The sequence below is a fragment of the Noviherbaspirillum malthae genome (assembly GCF_015352985.1).
In the GTDB taxonomy this organism is placed as follows: domain Bacteria; phylum Pseudomonadota; class Gammaproteobacteria; order Burkholderiales; family Burkholderiaceae_D; genus Noviherbaspirillum; species Noviherbaspirillum malthae.
On sequence record NZ_JACYXF010000038.1, the window covers coordinates 1 to 18921 of the forward strand.

Annotated in this window: 18 protein-coding genes and 1 riboswitch; of the genes, 11 read left to right on the top strand and 7 right to left on the bottom strand. The window is 50.0% G+C overall.

Annotated elements, in window-relative coordinates:
* Positions 1-120: 120 nt before the first annotated feature.
* Positions 121-438, top strand: a complete 318-nt coding sequence (locus IGW03_RS25915; RefSeq protein WP_228536096.1) for a site-specific integrase — start codon at positions 121-123, stop codon at positions 436-438.
* Between the two features lie 288 nt (positions 439-726).
* Positions 727-1884 (top strand): sensor histidine kinase, encoded by a 1158-nt coding sequence (locus tag IGW03_RS25920; RefSeq protein ID WP_194725432.1) that lies wholly within the window; start codon positions 727-729, stop codon positions 1882-1884.
* A 242-nt stretch (positions 1885-2126) separates the two neighbouring features.
* Here IGW03_RS25920 and IGW03_RS25925 read toward each other — a convergent pair whose 3' ends face one another.
* The 3 genes from IGW03_RS25925 to IGW03_RS25935 form a co-directional block, all read right to left on the bottom strand.
* Complete coding sequence (locus IGW03_RS25925) at positions 2127-2537, bottom strand: response regulator (RefSeq protein ID WP_194725433.1); 411 nt, start codon at positions 2535-2537, stop codon at positions 2127-2129.
* 4 nt (positions 2538-2541) lie between these two features.
* The gene (locus tag IGW03_RS25930) at positions 2542-4005 is read right to left on the bottom strand and encodes an ATPase domain-containing protein (protein ID WP_194725434.1); all 1464 of its coding nucleotides are present in this window, start codon (positions 4003-4005) and stop codon (positions 2542-2544) included.
* Between the two features lie 279 nt (positions 4006-4284).
* The gene (locus tag IGW03_RS25935; protein WP_194725435.1) at positions 4285-7158 is read right to left on the bottom strand and encodes a BT4734/BF3469 family protein; all 2874 of its coding nucleotides are present in this window, start codon (positions 7156-7158) and stop codon (positions 4285-4287) included.
* A 433-nt stretch (positions 7159-7591) separates the two neighbouring features.
* Positions 7592-7697: riboswitch (SAM-I-IV-variant riboswitch) on the top strand.
* 274 nt (positions 7698-7971) lie between these two features.
* Here IGW03_RS25935 and IGW03_RS25940 point away from each other — a divergent pair.
* Complete coding sequence (locus tag IGW03_RS25940) at positions 7972-8469, top strand: hypothetical protein (RefSeq protein WP_194725436.1); 498 nt, start codon at positions 7972-7974, stop codon at positions 8467-8469.
* A gap of 93 nt (positions 8470-8562) precedes the next feature.
* Positions 8563-9594, top strand: coding sequence for an ADP-ribosylglycohydrolase family protein (locus IGW03_RS25945; RefSeq protein WP_228536093.1), 1032 nt, complete (start codon positions 8563-8565; stop codon positions 9592-9594).
* A gap of 62 nt (positions 9595-9656) precedes the next feature.
* On the opposite strand, the gene IGW03_RS25950 is transcribed toward IGW03_RS25945, so the two are convergent.
* Positions 9657-9992: a helix-turn-helix domain-containing protein gene (locus IGW03_RS25950; RefSeq protein WP_194725437.1), complete on the bottom strand. Its 336-nt coding sequence runs from the start codon at positions 9990-9992 to the stop codon at positions 9657-9659.
* Positions 9993-10157: 165 nt separating this feature from the next.
* On the opposite strand from IGW03_RS25950, the gene IGW03_RS25955 reads away from it, so the two are divergent.
* Entirely contained in the window at positions 10158-11156 is a 999-nt protein-coding gene (locus IGW03_RS25955; protein ID WP_194725438.1) for a lysozyme inhibitor LprI family protein, read from the top strand.
* Positions 11157-11474: 318 nt separating this feature from the next.
* On the opposite strand, the gene IGW03_RS25960 is transcribed toward IGW03_RS25955, so the two are convergent.
* Both IGW03_RS25960 and IGW03_RS25965 read right to left on the bottom strand, forming a co-directional pair.
* Positions 11475-11654 carry a hypothetical protein gene (locus tag IGW03_RS25960; RefSeq protein ID WP_194725439.1) on the bottom strand — a complete coding sequence of 60 codons (180 nt, stop codon included), beginning with the start codon at positions 11652-11654 and terminating at the stop codon, positions 11475-11477.
* 283 nt (positions 11655-11937) lie between these two features.
* Positions 11938-12879 carry a DUF4747 family protein gene (locus IGW03_RS25965; protein WP_194725440.1) on the bottom strand — a complete coding sequence of 314 codons (942 nt, stop codon included), beginning with the start codon at positions 12877-12879 and terminating at the stop codon, positions 11938-11940.
* A 267-nt stretch (positions 12880-13146) separates the two neighbouring features.
* Between IGW03_RS25965 and IGW03_RS25970 the strand changes: the two genes are divergently transcribed.
* Positions 13147-13734, top strand: coding sequence for a recombinase family protein (locus IGW03_RS25970; RefSeq protein WP_194725441.1), 588 nt, complete (start codon positions 13147-13149; stop codon positions 13732-13734).
* Between the two features lie 178 nt (positions 13735-13912).
* Positions 13913-14467 (top strand): hypothetical protein, encoded by a 555-nt coding sequence (locus IGW03_RS25975; RefSeq protein ID WP_194725442.1) that lies wholly within the window; start codon positions 13913-13915, stop codon positions 14465-14467.
* A gap of 82 nt (positions 14468-14549) precedes the next feature.
* Here the strand turns inward: IGW03_RS25975 and IGW03_RS25980 are convergent, their stop codons facing one another.
* Positions 14550-15545, bottom strand: coding sequence for a PD-(D/E)XK nuclease family protein (locus IGW03_RS25980; protein WP_194725443.1), 996 nt, complete (start codon positions 15543-15545; stop codon positions 14550-14552).
* A 221-nt stretch (positions 15546-15766) separates the two neighbouring features.
* On the opposite strand from IGW03_RS25980, the gene IGW03_RS25985 reads away from it, so the two are divergent.
* The 4 genes from IGW03_RS25985 to IGW03_RS26000 all read left to right on the top strand — a co-directional run bounded on the left by IGW03_RS25985 (position 15767) and on the right by IGW03_RS26000 (position 18815).
* Positions 15767-16789: a DUF4238 domain-containing protein gene (locus tag IGW03_RS25985; protein WP_194725444.1), complete on the top strand. Its 1023-nt coding sequence runs from the start codon at positions 15767-15769 to the stop codon at positions 16787-16789.
* On the top strand, positions 16786-17373 hold the full coding sequence (locus tag IGW03_RS25990) for a hypothetical protein (RefSeq protein ID WP_194725445.1): 588 nt from the start codon (positions 16786-16788) through the stop codon (positions 17371-17373). The genes IGW03_RS25985 and IGW03_RS25990 overlap by 4 nt, the downstream gene beginning before the upstream one ends.
* A gap of 87 nt (positions 17374-17460) precedes the next feature.
* The gene (locus IGW03_RS25995; protein WP_194725446.1) at positions 17461-17877 is read left to right on the top strand and encodes a hypothetical protein; all 417 of its coding nucleotides are present in this window, start codon (positions 17461-17463) and stop codon (positions 17875-17877) included.
* On the top strand, positions 17874-18815 hold the full coding sequence (locus IGW03_RS26000; RefSeq protein ID WP_194725447.1) for an HNH endonuclease: 942 nt from the start codon (positions 17874-17876) through the stop codon (positions 18813-18815). The genes IGW03_RS25995 and IGW03_RS26000 overlap by 4 nt, the downstream gene beginning before the upstream one ends.
* Positions 18816-18921: the final 106 nt, after the last annotated feature.

Here is an 18921-nt window from a genome sequence, read left to right on the forward strand (position 1 = left end):
TTGAAAAAGACTGGAAGATGCCGCAGCGGACGTGGAAACAGGCGGCCAATCAGTTCGCCATCATGTTCGGCGAGCGCTTCACCAACGCTATCAACTAACCCGGCCCCGCACACAAATATCCTGACAGGTCCTACGTCGAGGACTGTTCCACTATCGACACGAGCCACCGATATACTTCGCGCACTTCCTCGATCTTTCGAGAGACGAGTCTTTCCAGTTACACCTGAATCAGTCAAGAAATCCTTTTCTCGTGCATGTGAACGAGCCGGGATTGAGAACGTGGTTTTCCACACATTGAGGCATGAGGCAACCAGTCGCCTTGCTGAGAAGTTACCGAATGTGATTGAACTCGCGGCAGTGACTGGACACAAGGACCTAAGGATGTTACAGCGTTACTACCATCCACGTGTTGACGACTTGATCCGAAAAATTGGCTAGTATTGCTGAAATGCAGTAAGTCAGACTCAACCCGCCAGCACCTGTCAGATTTTGACGCGCCTTGAAGCTAGCCGAACTTCCGAGTTCGGCCACAAGCAGACATCCGTAAAGACAAGCGATTGACTCTGCCGAGTCCACCTACACAGATTCAAGCGCAAATTTGCTTAAGAGCATCTCTTGCATGAAAGATAACCTAGACTCGCATCAGCATGAACGGCCCGATCTCGCCTGAGTCTACCCGTACAGAAGACGCAATTGGAATAATGACATTCTGATGGGAGACCATATATGACTCTGGCGAGCGATCAGGACAAGGCACCAGGAACTTTGTCTCACACCGCCAAGCAGATGCTTAGTCTGCAGGAAGCCGTGTTTGCCGCATGGATGCAGCGGGTGCGGACCGAGGTGCAACAGGCTAACACTTTGGCCGAGCCAATTCTCGTCAACACGCCGCTTACACTCTATGACAACCTCGTCCAAGCAATTTCGGATCAGCACTCCCGCGACGGAGTAGGAGTGGCTGTGACAACGGTGGGAGCGGAACACGGAGGGGAACGAGCGAGACTGACCAATTACGATATTGCTGCGGTAATAGCCGAGTACCAGCACTTCCGCTGGACTATCTTCGATGTGCTCAAGCAGAACGACGTCGCGATCACCGAGGACCAGATTCGCATCATCAATGAGGCAATCGATACAACGATCCGGGATGCGGTTACCGCGTTTTCGCTGGCGCAGTCTATCTTCCGGGAGAGGTTCGTGGCCGCAGTCGCCCATGACCTCAGAACGCCTTTGGGCGCCATATCGCTTACCTCTGAACTGATCCGAGTGAGCACTGAGCCGAGGCACATGCACGAACTGGCCGGGCAAACCTTGTCGCATGTCGCCCGCATGGACGGGATGCTCAAGGATCTGCTCGATGCCGTCGCTTTCCAAAATGGCGCACGGCTGTCGCTGCGCCTGGCGGAATTCGATATATGGGATGTCATCCACGAGGCCTGCGCACCGAACCTGGTCGGCAGCCGGCCGGTCCACCGGGAGGGCAGTTCTGTTCGGGGCTGGTGGGACCGGGATAGCATGAAGCGGGCGGTGGAGAATCTGATCGGCAACGCAGTCAAGTACGGTGACGCGAACCGACCGATCACCATCAGAAGCGTGGCGGCCCACCAGCGCATGATCCTGACCGTGCATAACGAAGGAGATCCGATTCCGCCGGACCAAATCGAGTCTGTGTTCCAGGTGTTTCAGCGAACGAAACTGGCAAAGGAAGGCAACAAGCGAGGGTGGGGACTTGGTTTGCCCTATGTACGGAGTGTGGCCGAAAGCCACGGTGGCAGCATCGGCGTGGACAGCGGGGATGACCGTGGAACTACGTTCACCATCGATATACCCATCGACTCGCGTCCTTTCCAGGCAGCTCCAGTTCTCTCCGAAAAACTGGATTAGGACGTCACGCCCGAACGGCCATTCGGGGTCGAGTCCAGTATTATCGGTCGCTCCGAGAACGGCCATTTCCAGTCGGCCAAGTGAATTGCTCAACGCTTCGCTTCACAAAAATTGCTGAAGATGAATTGACGGCTTGCCGGGCAAAAGCGGACGGTCAATGTTAGTTAGCCGGGAAGCGGAAGGCCCCAAGCTTCGTTAAGCCCAACGATACATAAGGAGCGATTGGCCGACGAAGTGAATAGTCAAGCATCGTTCAGCATGCCCTCAACAGCATTCAGTAAGGCGGAAAATTTTGCCGGCTTTTGCACGAACAAGTCATGCCCGCTTTTGCGCAACTTCTGTGGGTCGGGCAATGCGCTCATCAAAATAATGGGAATTTCAGCAGTCTTCGGATTGCTTCGTAGAAGGCGTACCAGCTCGATCCCGTCCAACACCGGCATCATGCAGTCGGACAGCACGATGTCAGGCGGTTCCGAATCGATCAGGTTGAGGGCTTGTCGGCCATTTGCGGCGGTAACAACATGGAAACCATGTAACTCAAAAAGGAGAGAATAAACCGCTGTGATATCGATTTCATCATCAACTATCAGGATGCGCTTTTTCTTCTCTACAACCGTGTCGTCGCCGACTGTCGATGTTGTGTCGTCCGACATACCTCTACTGCGCCTCCTTGGAGCGCAAGTCGCTACGCCCTAGCGCAGTAACCCGATCCCCAATCGTGATACCGGTGTCGGAAATGATCATTTCATAGCGCGACGGATCATAACCGCCTTCACGCAACTTCACGATGGATATCAGGCGACGGTCCACGCCGCCAATCTCCGTTGCCTTCGCCAATACCATGTTTTCGTACAAAACCGATTCTGACGAGTCGGAGCGTCCGTACGATTCCTTAAAATATGGCAGTTCTTGGGTGATGATTGTCGTTACATTACGGACGCGAAGTCCATTGACCAAGGCAATGAGGAAGGAACGAATGCGTTCTCGGTGAACCGCAACGTCGTGAAAACCTTCTACACCATCGATAAACAGACGCGTTACCTTGCGGCGATCAATGTTCTCAAAGAGTTCCGCCGCTAGCCGGTCCATCAGGACCTCCAGTGGCAAGTACCACAACATTTCGAGCCGGCCGTCGCGCATGGCATCATCAAGATCGATGCCGACCGCTTTAGCCTTATGGACTAGTCGAGGCGGAGATTCGAAGAAGCCGAGGATCAAGCAAGGTTCGTTGTCGCGCAATGCTTGTTGGATGAAGTGCAAACCCATTATGGTCTTGCCGACACCTGGAGTACCGATAAGATTGGTTATGGATCCATGCGCAACGCCGCCCTTCGTTAACGCATCCCAAGCCGGAATGCCAAAGGCCACCCGCTTGTCCGAGGCAGTCGAGGCAGTATTGGTACGGGTAGCAACGGCTTCCAGCCGTGGATAGACCACCACGCCGGTCTGGATTACTTCGAAAACGTGCTTCCCAAGCAGGTGATCAGCACCCCGCGCCTTGTACACCCGCATTTCCCGGATAGTGCGTACACCGTCTCCATACTGGCTAAGTTCGACAAGCCCGTCGACCAAAGTGTTTTCGGACTCGGCGATATTGCCTTCGATTGGGGAGAGCAGAAAGGTCGTGCATTCCATCGCAGCGACCAAGGCATTCAAGGAGTGCATGAATTCGGACAGCGCGAGATCAGACGGCCGCGAGTCGCGCACCGAGCGGAAGCCGTCAATGATCATGACATCCGGCTTGTGCTGGTTTAGGCAAGTGGAAAGAAAGGTCAACAATTCACGCAATCCACCTTGAGCTAAGGCTGGATAGCCACCGAAGAAGAGCACTTGACGCCCGACTAGGCTTCCATCGAAGAAGGCAAAGTTTGCGAGATGCCCCAACAACTTCGCATGTGATTCCGCGATCAGCGTAACGACTAGGACTTTCCTACCTTGCTTTGCCTGAATAAAGCCGATCTGACAGGCCAATGTGGTCTTGCCGCTGCCGGCCAAGCCCTGAATCAGGTATAGGTGTTTGGCTGGAAAGCCGCCGCCGAGCACGGTATCAAAGCCGGGGACTCCAGTAACTAGCCTTGCATCGCTTGAACCGACCGCCGTGTGTTTTTGCGCTTGTTCCATTGGTTATTCAAAAAAGTGTGCCTGCGCAACAGGGTGAAGCCGAATTAGGCGTTCCGCCGATCGGAATTATTTGCAAGTCTAACAGGTCCTTGCGGATCCATTCGCAATCGCTTGCTGAAGCCAGTGTGGGTGAAACAGCGTGCGTTACGTTGATAAAGGGAAATAGTCCGATGATCGAGGAAAGGATGGCAGGAGCGTCGATGACCGTTTTGGGTCGAACTCGGAAGTTCGTAATCTGACACACTCTGTCCGAGCAAGTCACAACTTATACAGTTGAAATTACAGCAATTTTTCGTTATTCAACTTCAACGCTTGTTCGAGTTTATTGCAAGTTCCGAAAACAAAGTAGTCCCTCGCCCAACGGCATCCATTGCTATACCGCCCTTCGAAGGACTGCTTCGTCATTCCAGCAATAGTCAACTCGGCTTCAATCTGGGGCTTCTTCGTTTTCACCTGACGACGCGTAAGTCCCAACTGATCTGCAAGTTCGCCCTCTTTAACTTGGAGATATCCACGTTCTTTGATCTGGTCAAGAGTCTCCGGAGACAGCAGCGTTGATACCGGCTTCGGTAATGCCGTGGGATTGCCGAAATGATCCTCATACGAAAAAAATCCTGTTACTTCTGTGTCTAGGCTGAGATTTTCGTTCGCGAAAACGAAGATGTCCTTCTTGCATCCGTGAACCGGGCGTGCCCGACCAATCGCCTGCAACGTCTCTGACAATGAGAAGTGCTCATAGATGGCTTGATGGTTGCTGTCGCCAGCGATGTAGCTGTTTAGCTTATAGACTGATCCATCCTTCATTCGAACAGGCAAGTTCGCATACGCACTTTGATGCTTGTCCTTGTGATCGAAGATTGCCCGGGCAAGGTTCCCGGAAGCGGTAGTTGGTAGAAAATGTCTGCCAACTACAAGCAGACAATCTACTTCCTCAAATCCATTGATACCCCGTAGATTGCCGAAGTATGTGAAATGATGTGCATCGATTTCTGCCGCCAGCTTCTTGTAAAAATCGTCTTCACCTTGTCGAACGCCCTTGTACGTAATCAAGCCAACGTTCTTGTACGAGGTTGCGATCTTTTTCAAGCCGGCAGCCACAGCCTTGAACTTCTCGGGGTTTGCCAAAGAGTCTTTCGTAAGCGTCTTGTCTGACATTTGGTAAAGGTTGACGTCATCTTTCGATTTGATGGCAATCCGATGGAACGGCACCCTCGGTAGAAGCTGCCGTACGACCTCCCTGTTTGCTGTCGCGTCGAGGAATAGCGTGGGCACATCCGCATACCTGTCCGCCGCCGTCTTTACCTGTAGCCAAAGAATTGCATCACTTTCCACCCACATTCCATCAAGCAAGGAAGCCTCTTCAGTCCTACAGAACTCATGCAGTTGATGAAAAATAGCCGAGAAGCGGTTCTTCATATCTTTCTTCTCGGAAATATATATATCTGTTTCAGTGAATTTTTCTGATCGTCGATAATTGAACCGGCTGTCGGAAAATATGGCACTACGATGTTCCAAGGCTGCTTCCTTCAACGACTTTCCGCTGTTGACACTTTGAATTACTTGACGAAGTGACTGAAATTGAGATGCCATTGTTTCGCGGTCTGGATATCGGGACGATGTAAATATGTTCTCGTCGATTACTATATAGTCCGGTACCCAGCCATTCCTTCGATCCTTCGGTCTGTAACCATCACCGTCGCGTTGCGCGCCGTGAAACCACACTGACTGTTGGTTCGACCATTCGTGATGTGTCATGACCCGGATATTTCCAAGAGGGTTGTTAAATTGTGCGGTGTAGTGGCAGTCGCCTTGCAAGTGGCAACCTCTTAGGCATTCAGCAAGAGGCATGCTGACATCACTGTCTGTGTATTTCTTGAGCAGTACTCGGTTTTCGCAAAGGGAATCTCGACCCTTTAGTGCGACAACATTGCCACCTTTGAACTTGTCCCTAAAAGTCGTAGCTGTTCTAGCGTTCTCGGTCTTTATTGCATTGAAACGCTCAACAATCTCGGTCGCGAGTTGATGGGTTGGCACCAAAAACAGGACATTCGTATTCCACGGCACTTCCTTCGCAAGAATTTTCAGGATTGTTTGCGTCTTGCCCGCACCAGCCGTCACGTTGATGAATTGAGACCGTTTATTGACAATGAAGTCATGGACGATGTCCGTCAGTTTTGCCTGTGCCTCTTCCACAGTCGATAGTGGTTCCAGAACCAGATCACATGGTTCAGGAGTGACCTTCCATCGCTGCTTTCCTGTTGGCCCGGTATATCCATGTTTCCGGGCGATGGACCACAAGAGCGCGATGCTTCCGTACTCCGCACGCTGTAGGCACTCTTCAAGTTGGCGCGACAACTTTTCATGATCATCGGTTAACCAGTGGTTCTTCAGTAGTGGAATCCCATCGGCATGTAGCATCCCGAGAACACACAAGTTCACAGAACGCCGATCATCGTACTTCAGGGTTCGCGGAATTTGGTCGAGTGCAAGCTGTACTGCAGCAGTATCCGAGGGGCCCCCCGCTACAATCAAATATTCCACGGGACTGAATACGCATTGGTCGTCGACCGGAAGAGCAACACATTGGTCTTGAAAGAACGCGTCGGGGTCATGCGAAAGCCAGCAAGATTGGCGAATACTCTGAACACTATTGTCTAACTCGAATGTGACCGACATCGATTGCTCGACGTACTTCTTGCAAATCTTGTATGCCTGCTTGAACCGCACTTTCATACTTTCCACACCACTGCCTTCAACGTGCGAGAAATCGGTCAAGATTCCAAATTTCAGCCCTCCACGCGGCGAAGTGAAGGCATATAAACATTCCGGAAGGCGGATGACCTCTTCCTTCAGACGAGAGAAATTCAGTCCACGGTTGTCTTTGGCATCAATATCGAACTGAACAACGCCGGTAGGGACACTGTCATCTGACACCTTTCCTTGACTGTCCAGCACAATAGACGGAAGAAATGCCGGAAGACTAGCCTTTAGTTCTTTCGTCCGTTCATCGGCTGTCTCCTGCCTAATCTGGTCAGTCAATGCCTTGTACCTGTCGCTGCGGACAAGGTCTATGATTTCTTCAACGGTTGTCTGTTTCGCCGCATCCTGGTTGAAGATGGAGTCGACAAAGCTTGCATAAATAGTTGCACTCATACGGTGTGGTGGCTGTGTGTGAATTAGAACCCTTTCGGATGCAGGTCCGGAAGGGTTATTTTTTATATACGACCCATCATGTATTCGGCCAATCTTGAAGCCCCTGCGGGGCAGCCTGTCGGCCTGCACTTCCTTTGCTTTCCATTCGAGATATCCTGCAAACATCAGTTCACGCGGGACTATACTTGAATGGAGAGATCACAAAAATGGTTCGCTTTTTCTATATATATTACTGGCGTAATGATCCGTTTTTGTGATCTTTCCATTCTTGTCTAATCCCGCGAACGTGCGACTGCAGGCCGATATAGAAGATGTGCGCGAAGCGGCGGCACGAAGTGACGCTTCAAGATGAAGACAAGTTGTAATGATGGGTGCTCTTGCCTGAACGAGTCCGAATTCGTTGTCAGACTGGCCAACGATCTGTATACTTGTATACCTACATTAAGATCGGGTCGACACCCCTCCAACCTGCCACACCGGGCAAGGTGGTCTGCGAAAGCAAATGTGGCTTCAGTGAAGAAGCAACCAAACGGAAGTGTCGACCTCCCACTGTGGAGGTTTTTTTATGCGCGTGAATCTATCATCTTCCTCTGTACTTCTCGTGCCATCGTATGGTCCGCCGCACGCGGACCGTGGCTGCGAACGCCGTAGATCAACGTCAGTGCGTCTTATCCATTGATACCTAATTCTGGTCGGACTAGCGTGGAAACTGGTCCACACCGCCTGTAATCCCTTCTGATGACCGCTGCCATCTGCTGAAGCATACGGATGTCGCACCGTCGCCTATCATCAATCTTGCAGCAAGGAGACCAAATGGTAAAAATCCTGACCGAAGAAGAGGTCACGCTCGTTAGCCTGAATGTGCATCTTCAGGACAGTGGTTTCATGACGACCATTCAATACGACGTCCGCATTCTGCTACATACGTCCAAAGGAATTGGTTACTACCTTACGATGGTCGAGGGGAAGAAGTTCATTCGCATCGGGACGTACCTCCCGCTGGATAAGATAAGACCAGAGGCAGAACGAAACGATTTCGAACGTAGACTCAATTCCGAGATTTTTCTTCCGGTGTTTCGACTTGATGCCGATGGTGAACTTGACGTCTCGTATGTCATGACCTTTCAACATGGTCTGATTGCCGGACAATTCGTCTCGATCATCCATCGGTTCAGTTCGCTGTTGGACTACATCGTTACGGAACATAATTCGAACAACATCATTCGGTTCGACCAGATAGATGCTGAGGCCGATGGTCAAGAATCGACCATTGACTTCAATGAACGACCAAACGGCATGCTTCTCAACTGATAGAGGGAGACACCATGACTAAAACAAAGTGTAATGGTCGGTCAACGACGCCTATGGTTGCGATGACCATCATTGGAATGGTCGATTATGTCAATGACTGAAAAGTTGAAGATGCTCGACCGTCGAGACTTCACATCCCTTTATGCATATCCCGATCTAGACAAAGAACTCGGTGGCCTCGTTGGTCTAATCTGTGGCGACTGTCTTGGCGTAGCATTCGAATTCCACTCTCCGAACGATCTTCCACATGCAGAAATGATCGACATGGTCCCGCCTGCTGGTTTCAATCGTTCACATGCTGATGTACCACCGGGGACATGGTCCGATGATTCGTCGCAAGCACTGTGTTTGCTTGCTAGTCTCCTTGACCGTGGAAAGCTCGACTTGGACGACTTCGCCGGTCGTCTATGGAATTGGATGGAATTCGGTTATCTCGCGGTTGATCGTCAAGTGTTTGATGTAGGAATACAAACAGAACGTGCGATCCGAAGGCTTCAGGATGGTATTTCGCCGGAACGATCGGGTGGTGTCACAGAGATGGATAACGGGAATGGTAGCGCCATGCGCGTCCTACCAATGGCTCTCTGGCACCATGGTTCTGACGAAGAACTGGTCCGAGATGCGCATCGCCAATCGTTGCCGACACATGGTCATCCAAGGTCACAGGTTGTCTGTGCTCTGTATTGTTTGGTCGCTAGAGGGTATTTGGCCAATCATCCGTCGCCTTGGGAATGGGCCGATCATCGACTTGAATCTATCTATCGTGAATGGTCGGCGAATGATGGTCGAGATGCGTTGGCTGCTGAATTAGCGATCGTCAGGGATTTTCGCATACGGTCGAAACCAAACGGGTCTGGGTACGTCGTTGACACCTTATGGTCAGCGAAGAAGGCAATGGAAAGCGATACGTTCGAATCTGTCGCGAAGGCGTCGGTCTTATTCGGCAACGACTGCGACTCAACCGCTGCAGTTTCCAGCGGACTAGCTGGAATTCGATTTGGATTACGAGGAATACCAGAGGTATGGTTGCACCAATTACGAGGTTTCGACGTCGCAGAATCGATTGTCGAAGGAATGATTGACCATTTGCGTAACCACCGAAGGACAGCAGAGATCAGGTCATAGATCAGGTCCTGTACTGTATCGCACGACTGACATGTTGAAGGAACATCCAAACCGGAACAAGTTTATTTTTTGACAGGCTGGTCAAGAGTTCCAAGCTGCTGGACTAAGCGATGCACCTCGGCTTTTCCTGTTTCTGGAAGTCGGTGGTAGATGACCATGATGGATGCTAGATCATCGTCCTCGGTATAGAAATACCCTGTCGGTACTCGTAAAAGTACAGCTAGTCGCTGCGCTATTTGATAGTCGGCTTTGTGTATTCCTAGTTCGTACCGATTGATTCGAGTACTTGCGACGAATTCATCCAATCCTGCATCAATTCCTAATTGTTTCTGCGACAGACCGGCCGCCAATCGAGCTTCCCGTAGTCGGCGTCCCCATACTTCATTTGTGGTCTTCACTGCGTAGTTCTCTTTTGCAAAAGAACTACGAGAATCGTAACTTTCGGTTGATCAAGATACTACGTATATCGTAGTATTTCTTGTTTGCAATGTATCTCGGTCATATATAGATATCAGAGGTCATTCCCCTGAAACCTGCCGAGCGATTTAGCTATGGGAGTCAGAATGAAGAATTGTCCTTACTGCGCCGAAGACATCAAAGATGAAGCAGTCGTTTGTCGGTACTGTCATGCCGATTTACTGAAGGAAGAACGGGAAGCACAAGCCGTCGCACGGAAAGAAGAAGAGACCAAAGGGTTCGCCTTCGTCGCCGCAGCCGGTGGTGGACTTCTTTTCCTTCCCGTATTTGGCTGGGTAGCGTATCTGGCATTCATTGCTGGAAACCACAAATTTGTCTTACTGAACGTTGTAGGCTGGATCGTCAGCATGGCCATTACCAACTACCTGTGGCAATTGTTGGAGACCGGTAAAGAGCGTCGGCGACCCGATATGATCGTTGCTGGCAGCATGGCCGAATTGGAGATGGAACGCTTTAAAATTGAATGGGGACTCCAACTTGGAATGCTTGCATTCGTATTCATTGGAATGTTTTTCGCCGTAATCTATGCAGGCGGAATTCGCAAACTTGACGCGCTTGATCCGCAGAATGGAAATCCCTACTCCATTCAATCATCAAACGATGTTGTGTTAGAGCGAGGTCCCTCTGAAGACCAAACGCCAAGTGCATCAGTCTCACCGTCAATTCCCGATCAGAGCAATACGGTGGTCGATGCGCCTGAACCGTCTACAGCGACATCAATTCCTACAAATAGTGAGACGCAGGTAGCGATGGTTGTGGCCACTCCATCACCAACAAACGAAAGTCCAAGCGAGAGCCAGAATGTTCTGACACATAATACTGACGCAATCGAAGCAAGTTTCAACTGCGGCAAAGCATCAACGACGGTCGAGAAGCTGATTTGCTCTACTCCGGAGACGGCAGCAGCGGACAAGCGCCTCGCTGTGGCATATTCCAGGGCTCGGACAAAGACATCTGATCAAGCGCAGTTTAAATCCGAACAGTTGAAGTGGATGAAAGATGTTCGGAACAAGTGTGATGACGCTGCATGTCTCATCAAAGTGATGGATGAACGTGTTCGGCAACTTGGTACAGTAGCAGGATAGGCTGATGATTGCCGTGTCGGCAGGATGAGGAGGTCCTGCCGAGAGGCGATTTGCCCTCGGTCATTCATAATAAGTTATTGTTTAAACGGAAGATTTATAGGATGCTGAAACCAATGTATCACAGTGTGCATTACTCAAAATGGGTGACATGTCGCCCGAAATAATATGTGGCACAGGTTGTGCCAAGTCGTTCATTAATGAGGAGGTCCATCCACTGAAAAAATTTGGAAAAGTCTATGAGGTCGCTCGATGAATTGCGGGCGGTAAATTACCTCCCATACCCCATAAGGCTAATCCCAAGCAAAGACAGGATTCACCTCACTTACCCTGCTGATGCTTCAGTTGGTTGAATAGAGCGTTGAGGCGTATAAGTCCCAAGACATTCTGAATCAGCGTCAAAGTATTTATAGCCGTGAGGAAGAGCAAGAACAGTGCGACAAAGGCAAGCAAATCCAACTCAACATGCTTAGTCGCCACCAGAACGAGAGTTGATATCACGCTTACTCCAACCACGTAAGCAGTTGCGTGGGAATAAACGGACAAGCCTTGACGTTGGTCTAGCTACCGATAGAACTCCGTGTCCGCTTTTGAGTACAGAGTTGCGAAGAAGGCAAGTGAGCCTGCAAGAATAATTGCGCAGAAGAGAGTTGCGACATCGATCGCAACTACACGGATGAGTTCGACTAATACTGGTGCCTCAAAGAGCAGATTGACCAATATAGTAAGCAAGCCTGACAATATCAACTCTACGGCGTAGCCCCACCAGACTAAGAAATTTCGATTAGCCATTCTCTTTGCCCGGTATCGGGTGAATCTTATCGATTTCGTCGCAAATTGCTTTTATTGCTGCTTGGGCTTCTTTGGTTCTAAGGTTGGAGCTAAGACCCCTGATAAATTCCCTCAGCCCCGGAACACTCCCTCTTGCCGCAACTGAGCCTGATGACACTTGCTCAAACATGTCGTTACGAACCCCTTCGATCAAGACCTCGCCTTTCTTGTAGCCTTGCTGCGCGAGTACAGCAGAAGCAAATGGTCGAGCATCTTCTGCTTTCGACATGCCGTTCGGGTTCTTCATGTCCTGAGTGATTTCTCGCACGCCGCTTCTAGCTAGGTCGTTATAGATGTCCCGAGTGTATCGGTTGAGTTCTGGGTTGGGAATGCGCAAAGTGACTCGCATGCGTGTGATTCGCTGAAATGACTTGAACAGTCCGATAATCCCGTGCTGTTCAGGTATTGGCTCAAGTTGAATACGCGACTTGAATCCCATCTTGAAGGCCGTTTGCCCAAGGATTTGCTCAAAGAAATCTTTCCATGCAGTCGGAGCAAGGTCGCCAGTATGCTCAACCGCGACCAAGTGCCGCGATATATCGAAGAGACAAACAGCGGTACTGGCCAGTGGTGGATTCATCAATGACGTGCCCGCCGACATGCCGTCGTCCGTGACTATGAGACCGTCTTTTTCGAGCACGCTACGTGCAAGGGTCAACTGAATTACATCACGGTCGCCTAACAACTTGGACAAGTCGTTGAAACCCCGAAGACTCCATTTGAAAGCCGCAGACCTCGTTCTCTGAAGTTGATCGTGAAGAGGGTCGGTTGCGTTCAGCAAGAGTTTAGTGAGGTCGGAGTCCCTACGCAACCGACGGATGTTTTCACTTCCAAACAAATCATCAAGGTCTTCGATGTTTAGCCGGAAGAGATCAAAAATGAATCGACGTGACAAAAGTAAATCCCCCTAGTTAGTCTAAGCGCCAAGCCAATATTTTGGGTTTCATCAATGGCGAACGCTGCTTTTTGTGCACGCAGAATATGCGGAATTACAAACAGTTGTCTACTTAAAATCAACTTCCGCTTAGCCACCGATGGTTCTATCGTGTCCAAAAGCGACCGATTACGTACATGCATTACAACGATGTACGAAAGTATGCTTGTAAACATTCCGTACAGTACGTACAATTCGGACTCCCCTTTCGAACACTTGGAGGTAAACATGTCCCGAGTTTTTGCGTACTGTCGCGTCTCGACTTCTGATCAGACAACCGACAACCAAGTGCAGGAAATTGAAGCAGCGGGCTTCAGCGTGGCAAAACAACGGATCATCACTGAAACGGTTTCCGGGTCCGTCGCTGCTTCAGAACGAAAGGGATTCTCGAAGCTTCTTGATAGGCTGGAAGACGGAGACGTGCTGATTGTCACGAAGTTGGACCGCCTTGGCCGCAACGCCATGGATGTCAGAGCTACGGTCGAACGTCTTGAATCAACAGGAGTAAGAGTCCACTGCCTCGCACTTGGTGGGGTTGACCTGACCAGTCCAGCAGGGAAGATGACTATGCAGGTCATCAACGCCGTGGCCGAGTTTGAACGTGACCTTTTGATTGAACGTACTCACGCAGGAATCAAACGTGCGAAAGCAGAGGGAAAAATGTTTGGTCGACCGTCTGCGTTGACCTTGGAGGAACGGACTGCGGTAATTGGTCGTCTGGCTGAAGGGATTCCTATCTCGCAGATTGCACGGGAGTACTCGACTAGTCGGCAGACTATCATGCGTGTGCGTGCTGGAAGCCTTCGGGTGGCCTAGAGAATCTGTGCTTCAATAAGATCATTTGAATTGTTCGGGTTACAGTCGAACTGCCACTCCCGAGATATTTTACTGATTCAATACCTGAGCGAAGTTAATGCCGCGTGAGACGATGAAGAATTAGTAGGATCATTGTAAGCTCTGTACTTACTACAATCCGTCACTGAGCAAGCGAAAAATGATAGAAATGCCAAGAAATTTTGAGGACGATTTTAGAACGTTTGTCGACCTTCACAATTATTACCGACGCTTAGGTGGCGCGGAGACGCATTGGTTCTTCGTGGAGGCCGAAAAGGCACTCCGGCATGACTTGTACATTGCTGCTGTCCTGTCCTTCATAAATGGTATCGAGGCGAGTATCCGTACCAACGTAATGTACGTGAAAGGAAAGTTTGATGAAGAATCGATGAGAAAAATCGACATCATGAAAAATGCGTTGTTGTTGGAGGCCAGAGCGATTGGAATGAGAGTTGAGTTGCTGGCGTTTCCAGATGAAGCGGATTTCGAAGAAAAGCTTAATACCACAGGGAGAAAGATAAGACCGGTCGAGCTAGTTCGCGTACGCAACAATCTGTGCCACGGAAATGTGTTCGAGTACTTTACGAAAGTCCCAGATACTGAGGAAACAATCTTCACATCTGAATGCCTGCGCGACTTGGCTTTGACCATACAAGGGATTAGTCAAGCATGGAGCAAGGAAGTCGAACGATTTAAGAAGACGCAACCTTCTTAGTAGAAGAACTGGCTGCTTTGGCTCGAACTTGAGGGGTCGAAGTCTTCCGCATCTTGTCGGATCAAGCCAGAACTTATACGCTTTATCCGACTGCTTCGCCTTTGGCTGCATTCCAAAATGGGGCTAGTTTCTGCCTCCACTTTTCTACGTTGTTCCAGCTTCCGTCAAACTTGACGCGCCACGCATGAGTATTGTTTGGTGCGCCAATAAAGTTGTCATTACGTAAACGTACTGGTTCAAATTCCCGGTCCAACGTAGGGTTGTATGTACTCACAATGATCAGTTCCGCCACATGTGAAATATCGGTATTCAACTCCTCCTTCGGGACAAATCCGAACCATCCTTTTTCTTTAATTTCGGGATCGGAATAGAAGTAGTAGCCGAGCCAAGTTTTGCCGTTGGCTATACGTCCACCGGGACTGGGAAACAACGACCACAGTTTAGCAACGAGTTCGGCTTGTACCGGTGCGCCGTATTGGGGGAAGGCTCGGTTCAGATGAACCGCTTTGCGTTCGAAATCTTGGACGAAACTGAAATGCCGCTTTAGGTACTGGATGAACTCACTCGTTACTATTCTTGCCACTGGGTTTGAGACTTCGCGGACCTTTCCCAAACAAACGAGTACTTCTTCCCAAGTAATGATTGCCATACGCGGCGTTGAACCGATATGCGCTTTTGCCTCCTCTTTTCGAGACTCTGGACACAAAATGTATAGGAGCGATCGTACTTCAGTACGATTAATACTCTTCAAGGCAGCGGCTACCGTTTCGAGTGTGCTGACGTATTTAAACGGTTGATTTTCTTGAAACTGTGCGAAGAACTTGTTTTCAATTCCAATTACGACATCATCAAGCTGAATTAGGACGTCGAGCCGACCATTACCAAGTCTGTCTGTTGTTTGGTATTCAGTGCGGCATGCGAAGTGTGACGTGTAGCTGATAGGGCCATTAGGTGAATTATCTGACAGCAGGGCGATGAAGGCTTCGCGGACTTCATCGGAGTTGAATATTAGATAGCTCAACAATTTTGAGCCAAAATTTTCGCCAGACAGTCCTTCTATTGTAGAAAATATATCCATCCCGTCGTCCGCACTTGTTTAATGTCATTTCCACAATGCTACAGTATCGTCTGTCTGATCGGGTTTAGAACTGAGATCATTTCGTAAAATCTCTCTCGAACCTGAACTGAGTCGCTACTGGACTTTCAAGCATTCAAGGATAATTTTGCAAGGTAATTGAAAGCCCTGTTTGCGCAGGAGGTCTATTGGTAGGTTCGCGATATTTGACAAGTTGATAATATATGTCTAAACATGGAACAACCAAGCAATACGCAAAACAGCATTTCGTCGCGCAGTGCTACACGAAGCCGTGGCACGACCCTGATTCCGTTGGTACGAAGATGACGCCTTACGTTTGGGTGTTCGACAAAGACGGAAGTGTTGCGAAGCGTCGGGCACCTATCAACCTGTTCACCGAGACAGACATTTACACATTCTTGGCACCGGATGGATCGCGTGATCTTTGGTTAGAACACGGTTTACAGGAACTTGAGGACAAGTTTACGCGCATTCGGAACAAGACATTCTTCCGTGATGTGTGGCCCGATGCTGAACAAACCGCTTGGCTCTTATCGTTTGTGTCCACGGCACACTTGCGCACGCGTTCGTTCAGGAATTTTCACGCCGATCAGTGGCGCGGTATTCGGCAACGGATGGAAGAAATGGCGGAAGACATGCGCCAAGCTACGCCAGAACAGCGCCGTGCTGCAGCTATAAGCTCGGCAATAGGACGTTCGGATCGCGGTGCTAGTTTGTCAGTTGAAGATGTTCGAAGGTTAGAGGAGAACCCGCTTCAACACCTGCTTCCGTCATTCATGCGTACAGAACTTCCCATCATGGCGCGGATGTCGATGGCCGTATTACGGACTAATGATCCGTTGGGCTTCGTCACATCTGATACGCCAGCGGTGTACTTCGATCCCACGGCATACAAGCGGCAACCAATCTATCGGTCGCCGGGCTTGGCATGCATAGACATTGAAGTAACCTTGCCGCTATCGCCACAACTATGCCTAATCCTGACACATCGCCCCGACTTCCACGGTTACATCGACATATCATCAGAAGCACTGAATGAACTGAATCGACTTCGGATCGCGCACTGCGACCAAAACTTTGTCGCATGTCGCAATGAAATTCGCGCAGGGTGGTTTGAGCATCGTCCCATGCCGGAAGATTCGTGGGAGAACGTCCGGGAACGTAAGATCGCATCAGGCGAGTGGCCTTCCAGCAACTACAAGACGAACGAGGAAGATTTGAAGTGAGCAAGCATCTTATTGTTTCTGTCGTTCTTGCAATTGGAATCGTCGCAGGTGGAATTTGGATCGCTGATCAATCAATGGGGTCCAAGTTAGTAGCGGATGACCCCAACGTGAAGGAATATCAGTCATCGGGTGCAGATAAAATTTACGCTTCCCGGAACAGCGTTTCTGAACCAGAGGCTGCGATAACAGGTCCGCACGTGCCCAACTCTTCGTCAGCATCGTACTCCGGCATCTCGAAGTGCATCATCAATGGGCGAACTGTATACTCCGATAGCGGCTGCCCGGACGGCGCGAAAAGCCAGCCTGTATCCCTTCATGACAGCGCCGGGGTCATCAGTCCACCGAAGGAAAATCTCGCTGATCTGGCGGCGAAACGACAGGCTACAGAACGTGCGTACGCGCTTCAGACACAAGCGCAGGTCGTCTCTATAGGACGATCAGGAAACGTCGAGTGCGAAGAACTGGATAAGCGGGTCGCCGATTTGGATTCTATGGCGAGACAACCGCATTCAGGAGTGATGCAGGACTGGATCAAGAAGGAAAGGAAAGCCGTACGTGATCGACAGTTTGCTATACGGTGCTAGTGTAGGCCGCTGCGGGAACCTGAAGAACGTGCAGAGGATGCACTCTGAGACTATATGATTGATTAAATTGATAAAGCCTATCAACAAATGAAACCAACAAAATTGGGTTTTGAACGCGTAGACAACGGTGTAGACAAAAATGCACCCCTGCTCTATCAAATTCTAGTTACGTTTCGTGAGACAGGCGAGGTAAAAACCATCTACGTTGGCAAAAGCGAGAACGGGGCCGGTAGACCGTATCAACGTTATGACGCAAACATTAGACGCAAGATCGCAGGACTTCCGCCACTGAATGGGAGTCGTTACCGCCCCGTCCATCACGATCTACACGCGGCCTATTCGGCTGGTCACAGGGTTAGTATCGAACTCGTTCGCAACGTGGACTTGAGCAACGAGTCTATCCTTGCCGCAGAGGCTAGTCTTCAGCGTCAGCATAATCTCAAGCCCCTTGCAGGGCAGGAAGCTCGTCAACTGAACGATATGGGACATCCACTGAACAAATGAACGTTGACCTTCAGAGTATCTTTGAACGACTCTCCCTAAACCACAAGAACGCTTTGCTTTGGTTCCATCAACGGCAAGGTCAGGACGTACCGTGGCCGCAACCATTGGCAGACGGCACATTTCTTGTCAATAAGGCAAAGGGAATCCACAAGCCTGCCGGATTGCAGTATGCCCTTAGCGTACGTGAATCACTGAGCGGTCCATACGACGACCATCCACCAGAAGTACATTCCGACGGCTCTTGGACGTATCGCTACTTTCAAGAGCAACCAGACCCGGCAAAACGGGATTCCATGTTCACGAATGTGGCCCTACTCAAGTGTCGAGACGATGAGGTCCCGGTCGGCGTGCTTCGACAGGTCAAGGCCAAGCCGAATCCGCAGTATCGGGTATTGGGACTTGCCCTAGTTCGCGAGTGGAAAGATGGGTACTTCCGGTTGGAAGGCTTTAGTCCGGCTGGAACAATCAGGCAGCTTGAAGTGATAGGAAACGCTGACAGTAAGCAAGAAGAGACATTCAACCCTGAGAACATTGAGGATGCGCGTCAGCGAATCATGTCGGCTATTGTCCGTCGTCAAGGCCAAGGAAAGTTCCGGGCTACGGTCCTGTCTGCTTACAGTAATCGCTGCGCCATTTCAGGATGTGATTTGCCAGATGCACTGGAAGCCGCACACATTTTCCGCTATCTCGGTCCAGAAACTAATTTGGTAACAAACGGATTGCTACTTCGAAGCGATCTCCATACTCTATACGACCTTGGGTTGATTGCTATCGATCCAGCGACAATGAAGGTTGTTATTGCACCAAGATTGCAGAGCAGCGTGTACACCGATTTTGCGGGCAAAACTGTTCGGGTGCCGAATATGCCGGAAGAACATCCGAGTCACGCAGCTTTGAAGAAACATGCAGACTGGGCAAAAACTACTTGGCAAAAATGATATCAACCGAACTGTATAGCGTGGTAACCGTTCCGTCTGTCTTGTAAAATAAAAAAGCCTGCAACAACTGCAGGCTTTTTTGACCCAACTGTGACCCAACTGAGTG